At 37.2% G+C, this 7,413-nt stretch carries 10 protein-coding genes; all 10 read left to right on the top strand.

Annotation, left to right across the window (positions count from 1 at the left end):
* On the top strand, nucleotides 1-218 hold a 218-nt coding region (locus D7322_RS28715; protein ID WP_183078883.1), incomplete at its 5' end, for a hypothetical protein.
* Nucleotides 219-224: 6 nt separating this feature from the next.
* Nucleotides 225-386 carry a hypothetical protein gene (locus D7322_RS28710; RefSeq protein ID WP_183078882.1) on the top strand — a complete coding sequence of 54 codons (162 nt, stop codon included), beginning with the start codon at nucleotides 225-227 and terminating at the stop codon, nucleotides 384-386.
* 133 nt (nucleotides 387-519) lie between these two features.
* Nucleotides 520-987 (top strand): hypothetical protein, encoded by a 468-nt coding sequence (locus D7322_RS28170; RefSeq protein ID WP_121127494.1) that lies wholly within the window; start codon nucleotides 520-522, stop codon nucleotides 985-987.
* A 370-nt stretch (nucleotides 988-1,357) separates the two neighbouring features.
* Entirely contained in the window at nucleotides 1,358-1,738 is a 381-nt protein-coding gene (locus D7322_RS28165) for a hypothetical protein (RefSeq protein ID WP_121127493.1), read from the top strand.
* A gap of 349 nt (nucleotides 1,739-2,087) precedes the next feature.
* A complete protein-coding gene (locus D7322_RS28160; protein ID WP_121127492.1) occupies nucleotides 2,088-4,211 on the top strand; it encodes an RHS repeat domain-containing protein in 2,124 nt (707 codons plus the stop codon).
* A 103-nt stretch (nucleotides 4,212-4,314) separates the two neighbouring features.
* Complete coding sequence (locus D7322_RS28155; protein WP_147430572.1) at nucleotides 4,315-4,608, top strand: hypothetical protein; 294 nt, start codon at nucleotides 4,315-4,317, stop codon at nucleotides 4,606-4,608.
* 391 nt (nucleotides 4,609-4,999) lie between these two features.
* Nucleotides 5,000-5,431: a hypothetical protein gene (locus D7322_RS28150; RefSeq protein WP_147430571.1), complete on the top strand. Its 432-nt coding sequence runs from the start codon at nucleotides 5,000-5,002 to the stop codon at nucleotides 5,429-5,431.
* Nucleotides 5,432-5,739: 308 nt separating this feature from the next.
* Nucleotides 5,740-6,117: a hypothetical protein gene (locus D7322_RS28145; RefSeq protein WP_121127489.1), complete on the top strand. Its 378-nt coding sequence runs from the start codon at nucleotides 5,740-5,742 to the stop codon at nucleotides 6,115-6,117.
* 291 nt (nucleotides 6,118-6,408) lie between these two features.
* A complete protein-coding gene (locus D7322_RS28140; RefSeq protein WP_121127488.1) occupies nucleotides 6,409-6,891 on the top strand; it encodes a hypothetical protein in 483 nt (160 codons plus the stop codon).
* Nucleotides 6,892-6,915: 24 nt separating this feature from the next.
* Entirely contained in the window at nucleotides 6,916-7,086 is a 171-nt protein-coding gene (locus D7322_RS28705) for a hypothetical protein (RefSeq protein ID WP_183078881.1), read from the top strand.
* Nucleotides 7,087-7,413: the final 327 nt, after the last annotated feature.

Below are 7,413 nucleotides of genomic sequence, written 5' to 3'. Positions count from 1 at the left end.
CCTTTGCGTATGTTACCCAGCCGAGCCGGGATCATATTCGTGAGACCCTAACACCATTGTATACTATGTATGGAACAATGGTGTCGATGGGGGGAGGCCAAGCCGGATATACGAGGGGCTGGATAGGGTTTGCAAAAGGTGTTGAGGTTATAGAGGATGCAGTTAAAACAGTTGAAGAAGTTAAGGTCATTGAAAATGTTCATTCATTTGCTGCTTAGACGGGAATGTCGTTTAGCGAAGGTGTTTTAGGAAATTTTACAAAACATGCTTTTGCAGGTGGTCGTCATGCAGATTTAGGTTTATCTGTTGAAACAATGGCTTCTAAAGGAATGAACCTGATCGAGAATAACATGTCCTTACTAAAAGCCCCGGCGATAATACATTAATTGGCAATATTAATGGCTTACAAAAATCTTTCAAGGCATTTGTTAAGGATGGAAAAATCATGTCAGTAAATATGTATCCTGGTGTTTCAAATAGAGCGATCCAAGGTACAGTTATAAATTTTGGAAATATAACATGGTAAAAGAAAATCAAAATGTAGACCTCTTAAATCAAGAAGACTTAGAAGGTCATAATACTTTTCATTTAATCAATTGTATAATTAGCACAATTGATTTGATTGGAGTGTTCGAATTGAATGTCCATTTGGTTATAGAAAATTGCATAATCAATAATTTAAAAATTCATTCCTGTTGGTTTAAGAATGGATTATTATTAAAAAATTGTATCGTCAGAAACTATGTGGATTATCAAATGGGGGGACATAACATAAATCCTTTAGTTATTGAAGGAAATGTTTTTACAGATTTTTTTAATTTTTTTGATTGTCAATTTGAAAATCGTATTGAATTAAAAAATAACGTTTTTAATAAAGGGACAAATCTTTTAGGCAATAAAGGAGAAGGGTTTGAAAATAGTTTTGCTGAAGGATGGCTTGCTGAAAATAATGTGGGGGATATTGATTTGAATGAGGTAGCAATGTAGTTGTTGCTAAGGAGGGAACAGCCTATAGAGCAATTCATCCTGACTTTGCGGAGTCTACTGTTTCAAACGGCTTTTACAGGTCTGGTGCTGCCGGTCGTTTAGGTAATGATGGTATTTATGCCAATAACACAGTAGAAGGAGCTATAGCAGAGTTTAAGTATCATAACCCTAATATAACTCCAGTGGTGTTTGAAGTAAATTACCCTTTGAGTACTCCTTTACAAATTAATCCTCCATCTGGCTACTTTGCGCAACCATTACCATTTACACAAGGAGCAAATATACTTGTTGCACCATCTGTGAGGGCACCAGGAACTACTAATTTATTAATTCGCCAAGGCGCAAGAGTTGGCTCAAGATTACCATAAATATGAAGAAGAAAAAAATCAGATGTTTGATAAAGTATGAAAATGTTGCAATAGGTATTTACAATTATAAAGTTTTTTTACCATTAAAAAGCGGCTGGAGTAATAACAGCTTGGTTACTTGTACAAATTGTGGGGAATTGTTCGTAATTGATTGGGAGAATCCAGAAACGGAAAATCTAAGTATAAAACAAATTGCTGGTTCAACTTTATGTCCAACCTGTAATGTTATTTTATCTAGGTACTTGGCAACTTATCCAGCTACAATAAGAATTTCAGAAGATCAATTTGGTAGTTTCAATGATGAAGCTATTTCCAATCAAGATGAAGGATCGGAAATTGTAGAATTTTATGAAATACGGCCACCACAAAAAGACTTAAAATAATTGATGTAAATTAATTTCTGTTTTGCTGCTAAAAACGGAAATAAGAATTAAGTAAAAGCCGTTAAAAAGCCATATTTTAAAATATGACTTTTTAAAGTCAAAAGGGCCTGATGTTAATCAGGTCTTTTTGTTAGCGTTTATTTGTTCTGAAACTTTATGATTTTAGATTGATCATGTGAATGAATTATCTTAATAAAAATTTTGGGTTTGGTATTATTGCTATTTTTTTAATACTTTATTTTAGCTTTATTGAAAGGGAGAAATGTCCGTATATGTGCCCCCCAACCCAGGAGCTCCATACATTACAATTTTTCCAAAATCAAAATAAGTTGAGAAATGCAATTGCAAGATGGAGTATGTGTACGACGAGTTTGGGCGTGTGACCAAGTCTGTGTACCTGAAGAATACGGCGGCAGAGACCTTTGTGCATTATTATGAGTATGACCTGAACGGGAAGCTGAAAACGGTGTACACCAATACGACTGACAATATTTCCAGCAGGGTGCTGCATGCCAAATATATCTATGCCTTGACGGGGGGATTGAAACGTGTTGAATATGGCGACAAGCTGCAGGGGGTTGATTATGTGTACACGGTTGACGGCAAGCTCAAGAGCATCAACAATGCAAATGTGGTGATGCAGGATGAGATTAGTATCAATGATCCGGGCAAAGACGGAAAGGGCAACGGGTTTGCGCGTTATGTGTTCAGCCAGAACATGGAGTATTATCCCAATGATTACCTGCGTGCGGGAACAAATATCAATGGGGTCCAAAATGCGTCAGCCCCATTTAAGTTTGGCGGTTTGGTTAACGGTATCGGTTGGCAGACACAGGTAACCCCTTCAAGCACGGTGGTGGACGCTGCTGGGATGAATATCTATACCTACGATACCAAGGGGCAGCTATTGTCTAACATCTGGGGTACACCAGATTATACCACTAAGATGTTTACGGGAACAACAAATGTGAACCAGGAGAAGGGGATCAGTTATGACGGTCACGGGAACCTGCTGAAATTGCAGCGGACCAATGGAGCAGGCACTACTGTGAACAACTTTACCTACAACTATCAGGCGGGCACCAACAAGCTGAGTTCGGTAACGGGTTATGCGAGCTATGGTTATGACGCGGTTGGCCAGCTGGCCTCACAGGTGAAGGGAACAGCTGGCATGTACCTGGATTATGATGTCTCAGGCAAGGTGACAAGTATATACAGCGATGCCGCCAAGTCGGTGATAATGCTTAGCTTTGCCTATGACGAGGGTGGAAACCGGATCATGAAGAAAGACCACCGGACAAATGCAATAACCTGGTATAGCTATGATGTCGCAGGGACGCTGCTGGCGGTGTTTGAGAGCAAGAGTGGTGGGGCACTGCAGTTGATCGAGCAGCCTGTATATGGATCAGGCAGACTGGGTATGTTGAATAGACTCGGATCAAGTTATAGCTATACGCTAACGGATCATTTGGGTAACACCCGTGCGATCATCAGCAGGAACAAGCTGCCCGGAGGTTTTGCGGATGTACAGTATAACGCGGACTATTACCCTTATGGCATGGAGGCCCGTTCGGCGGGTATAGACATTAGGTATGGTTATCAGGGACTATATGCCGAGAAGGACAAAGAAACAGGTTGGAACAATTTTGAGCTTAGAAACTATGATGCGGTGCTGGGACGTTGGCTCACGGGAGATCCTAAAGGACAATATGTTTCACCTTATGTTGGAATGGGGAATAATCCAGTTAGTGGTGTAGATGTAGACGGTGGCTGGTCAAATTGGTTAGGTGCATTTGCCTATACTTTAATCCATGGTGGAAAAATTCATAAAACAGCTGAAGGTCTTTATACTGTTGGTAAGGTTGTAAATGGTATTCCTAATATATATGCAGGAAGGAGTACTGGTAATGGGTTTATGCAGTTTGCGAACGTTAACAATTTGAGTTATTCAAGACCACAATCTTCACAATCCTGGGCTGAAAAGTCATATCGTGCTTTTGCAGACTGGGGTGCAGATCATCCTTATTTTCATGCACCGAGTAGTGGAGAGTATGGACCTTATAGACCCGATGGGGTAGGATTGAGTATTGGAGTTAACGCATACGGATTTTCGGGTTCTCTAAGTATCGCAGTTGATGAAATGAACAATTTCGGGTTTTATGGTTCTGTGACTTCTTCCATAGGCTACCCTAGCGTATTGCCTTCTATTGGTGCTGGAGTAAGTTTGGATCTTTACGAGAATACCTCTAAAAGAGAGTTGTTAGGAGAGATTGCTGGAACAACCATGGATACGGGAGTTAGTTTTGGTAATTTGGGTTTGACATATTCGAGTCCTGTTGAAATCAAACATGGTGGAATAAGAGGAATAAAAGGGGCTCATAAATTAAGTATAGGATATTCTAGAAGTTATTCTCCTTATTCTTCAGGGCTTTTAGGTTTTTCTTATGGTATTGATAGGACTACAAAATTTTAGCTAAATGAAATCGAGATATAAAAATAAATTAAGCGTTTTCTTATGTGGTGTTTTATTACTTTGGTTGTGTGGCTGTATGACTGAAGAGAAATGTAGACAAATCATGGAATATAATAGTAACATAGAATTTAACCTAGTGATCGAGGGGCCTACAACTGCGGAACCCAACTACTACGAAATGAATGCAAAGGATCTTATTCTCAATAGAAGTGGAAGAGCCAAGGTGGATCGTGGTTTAGGAAGTATTGTTCCAAATTGGAGTATTGGTGATACATTGACCAAAAGTAAAGGAAATTCTATTGTGATTTTGAAGAAGAAAAAACCTATTCTGGGCACAAGAATATTTGTTTCGGAATGGACTTGTAATGGTAGCTTTATCAATGGCGAACCCCTTTGAAATCTTGGTATCTAGGTTTGAATACGGACTTCGTAGCGATGATTCTAATGAGTAGTAGCTTCGTAGTATCCTGTTTGGAAGATATTTATTTCTAATTATTGAAAGACGCAAAGGTAAAAATTGAGGTTTGGAAGGAGGAATGCGGTATTTTCAGACCCCGTAGTTATTTAGGTGATTGAATACCTGAAATGTTTACGGAAATACAGGTAAAAATAGCAAAGTTTTCTATTTTAGAACACTCTTGAACTTTGGGTGAGGTCAGGCTCTTTTAGTATCACAGTTGAAGAAATGAATAAATTCGGATTTTATGCTTCCGTATCCTCTTCTGTTGGCTATCCCTCTGGAACTTTGGGAATATCCTTTGGTATTGATAGGACTACAAAATTCTGATATGAAAAAGACAGCTTTTATTATTATTTTTTTATTAATCCCACTTTTGTTTTTATTGTTTAATTGTACAGATTACAATAAAAGGCAATGTGAAGAGTTTACTGGATTTTATAACGATGTACAATTTGACATTATAATTTTAAGTAAACCAGTTGCTGAACCTAATTATTACCGGTTTTCCGTAAGAGATTTAGCTTCAAAAAAAGATTCAATATTGTCTATTGATAGAGAATTGGTCTCACTATCTTCAATATGGAATATTGGAGATACATTGACAAAGAATCGAGGAAATACCATCGTAGAATTGAGGAAGCGAGATTCAATATTAAACACTAGGAAGTTTTTAATAGAATGGACATGTAAAGGTACTTTCATTAATGGTGAAGATGGTGATATATGGGAGAGAAGGTTGGCTTCACATGGACTGAGATAGATTGAATTTTTAAGTTACCTAAATGTATCGGTAAAAAAAATCGATGATACTTATTTGATTTTTTTAATTAAAAATGGCTCATAAATTAAGTATTGGATATTCTAGAAGCTATTCGCCCTACTCTTCTGGAAGTTTTGGAATATCATTTGGTATTGATAGGACTAAAAAATTTTAGCTGAAAAATGTTTTGATTAGCGCTACAGTCATTATCGGATATAAATTATAGAAAAATGTATTTGAGACCGAAATTTAAAAAGAGAATGAGCATTTTCTTATGTTGTGTTTTACTACTTTACTTGTTTGGTTGTATGACTGAAGATACCTGTAAACAACTTATGAATTATAGGAGTAATATGGCGTTTAATTTAGTGGTTGAGGGGCCTACAACTACTGAAGACAACTACTATGAAATATATGCTAAGGATCTTACTCTTGATAAATATCGTAAGATAAAAATAGATAGGGGGTTAGCGGGTGTTATTCCACATTGGTCAAAAGGTGATACCTTGATTAAAAATATTGGAAATACTATTATATTTTTAAAGAAGAAGAAGCCTGTCCTAGGTACGAGAATCTTTATTTCAGAATGGAATTGTAATGGAGGCTTGATTAATGGCAGGCCTGCTGATGAGTGGATTAACAGATCAAAGAGAGCCGGCTATAGTGAAGATTTCAATGAGGAGTAGTTTCGTAATATCCTGTTTGGAAGATATTTATTTCTAATTATTGAAATATGCAAAGGTAAAAATTGAGGTTTGGAAGGAGGGATGCGGTATTTTCGGACCTCGTAGTTATTTAGGTGATTGAATACCTGAAATGTTTACGGAAAAACAGGTAAAAACAGGGGAATTCTCTACTTTAGAACACTCCTAAATTTGGGGAGTGGCCAGAGGAGAAATTGTTCAGGTAGTAACTAATAATGTTGCGGGTAAGACTGTAGTTAGCAATGCTTGGGTAATTACTGATCCTGTTTATAAATGGAAGGCGTTACAAGTTTTAGCAAAGTAATTAACGAAATGGAATTAAATAATTTGGAGACTAGTTTGAAGGATTTAAACTTGAATCCACTTGATAGTTTGTTTAATAGCATTGACTTTGATGAGTTTGAACATGTTTTATATAGACTCGCTTATAATCCAGAAAACGGAGATGTTAACTTTTTTATCTATACTTATATGTTAAGACTTTTAGGGGGAAAAGAGGATGATTGGCGAATACATCTATCCATCAGTAGGTTGATGGGGGGTATTTTAAATCATATTGATGGATGTGAATTGATAGGTCTATACCATGCGAAAGAAGCGGGTAAGCTAAAACCAATGGATTCAGATATTCTGGAGATTATTTTGTACTATAACCATATTCCTGAAAAAATATTGTCGGATGAAGAGGCTATGGTTTATTCTCAAAAGCTGCTTATGGTTAAACCTGATAGTGACATAGCAAGAAGAGATATCTAGGTCATTAGAGAAGCCCAAGATGGTATGTTTTACGATTATGATGAAAAACGCTATCGTGATGAAGAAGAAAATACAGTTAATTTTAATAAAGTTTTGACATATCACCAGCAAGGAGGAGGCAAAGGAGATCCACCACCGAAAACCAGTTTGGAAGTTTATATATTATTATCCGTATCTATTTATATAGGGACATAAGGGCGAAGTGCGAGATGTTCTCACAAGATATTATCGATGTGCAAGATGGAGGAAGCAACCATTGGAATATTAACATAAACTTGTCTAGCAATGAACTTTCCAACTGAGCGTGAATGGAATAAGCTAAAAACGGTAATAGAAAATACTGCGCGAGCTAAAGGAATCCGCAATCGCTAAACGGTCGTTTGCTTGAAATTAACAGAAGCAGTCTCTTGCATCCGCTATGATTGAGGGATATTCAGAAAAAACCCAACTATTTGATAAATAAATAGTTGGGGTTTTATTATCTTCGTGTATTCCCCCGAATAATAAGGTTAGCGGCCAAAA

The sequence above is a fragment of the Sphingobacterium puteale genome (assembly GCF_003627955.1).
Lineage (GTDB): Bacteria > Bacteroidota > Bacteroidia > Sphingobacteriales > Sphingobacteriaceae > Sphingobacterium > Sphingobacterium puteale.
Note: the sequence above shows the minus strand (reverse complement) of the source record. Positions and strands in the feature narration are given on the sequence as shown.

Coding starts and splice junctions, on each gene's coding strand:
- D7322_RS28160 (WP_121127492.1), top strand. CDS start 2,088: ATGGAGTATGTGTACGACGAGTTTGGGCGTGTGACCAAGTCTGTGTAC.
- D7322_RS28165 (WP_121127493.1), top strand. CDS start 1,358: ATGAAGAAGAAAAAAATCAGATGTTTGATAAAGTATGAAAATGTTGCA.
- D7322_RS28170 (WP_121127494.1), top strand. CDS start 520: ATGGTAAAAGAAAATCAAAATGTAGACCTCTTAAATCAAGAAGACTTA.
- D7322_RS28155 (WP_147430572.1), top strand. CDS start 4,315: ATGGAATATAATAGTAACATAGAATTTAACCTAGTGATCGAGGGGCCT.
- D7322_RS28150 (WP_147430571.1), top strand. CDS start 5,000: ATGAAAAAGACAGCTTTTATTATTATTTTTTTATTAATCCCACTTTTG.
- D7322_RS28140 (WP_121127488.1), top strand. CDS start 6,409: ATGGAAGGCGTTACAAGTTTTAGCAAAGTAATTAACGAAATGGAATTA.
- D7322_RS28145 (WP_121127489.1), top strand. CDS start 5,740: ATGACTGAAGATACCTGTAAACAACTTATGAATTATAGGAGTAATATG.
- D7322_RS28710 (WP_183078882.1), top strand. CDS start 225: ATGTCGTTTAGCGAAGGTGTTTTAGGAAATTTTACAAAACATGCTTTT.
- D7322_RS28705 (WP_183078881.1), top strand. CDS start 6,916: ATGTTTTACGATTATGATGAAAAACGCTATCGTGATGAAGAAGAAAAT.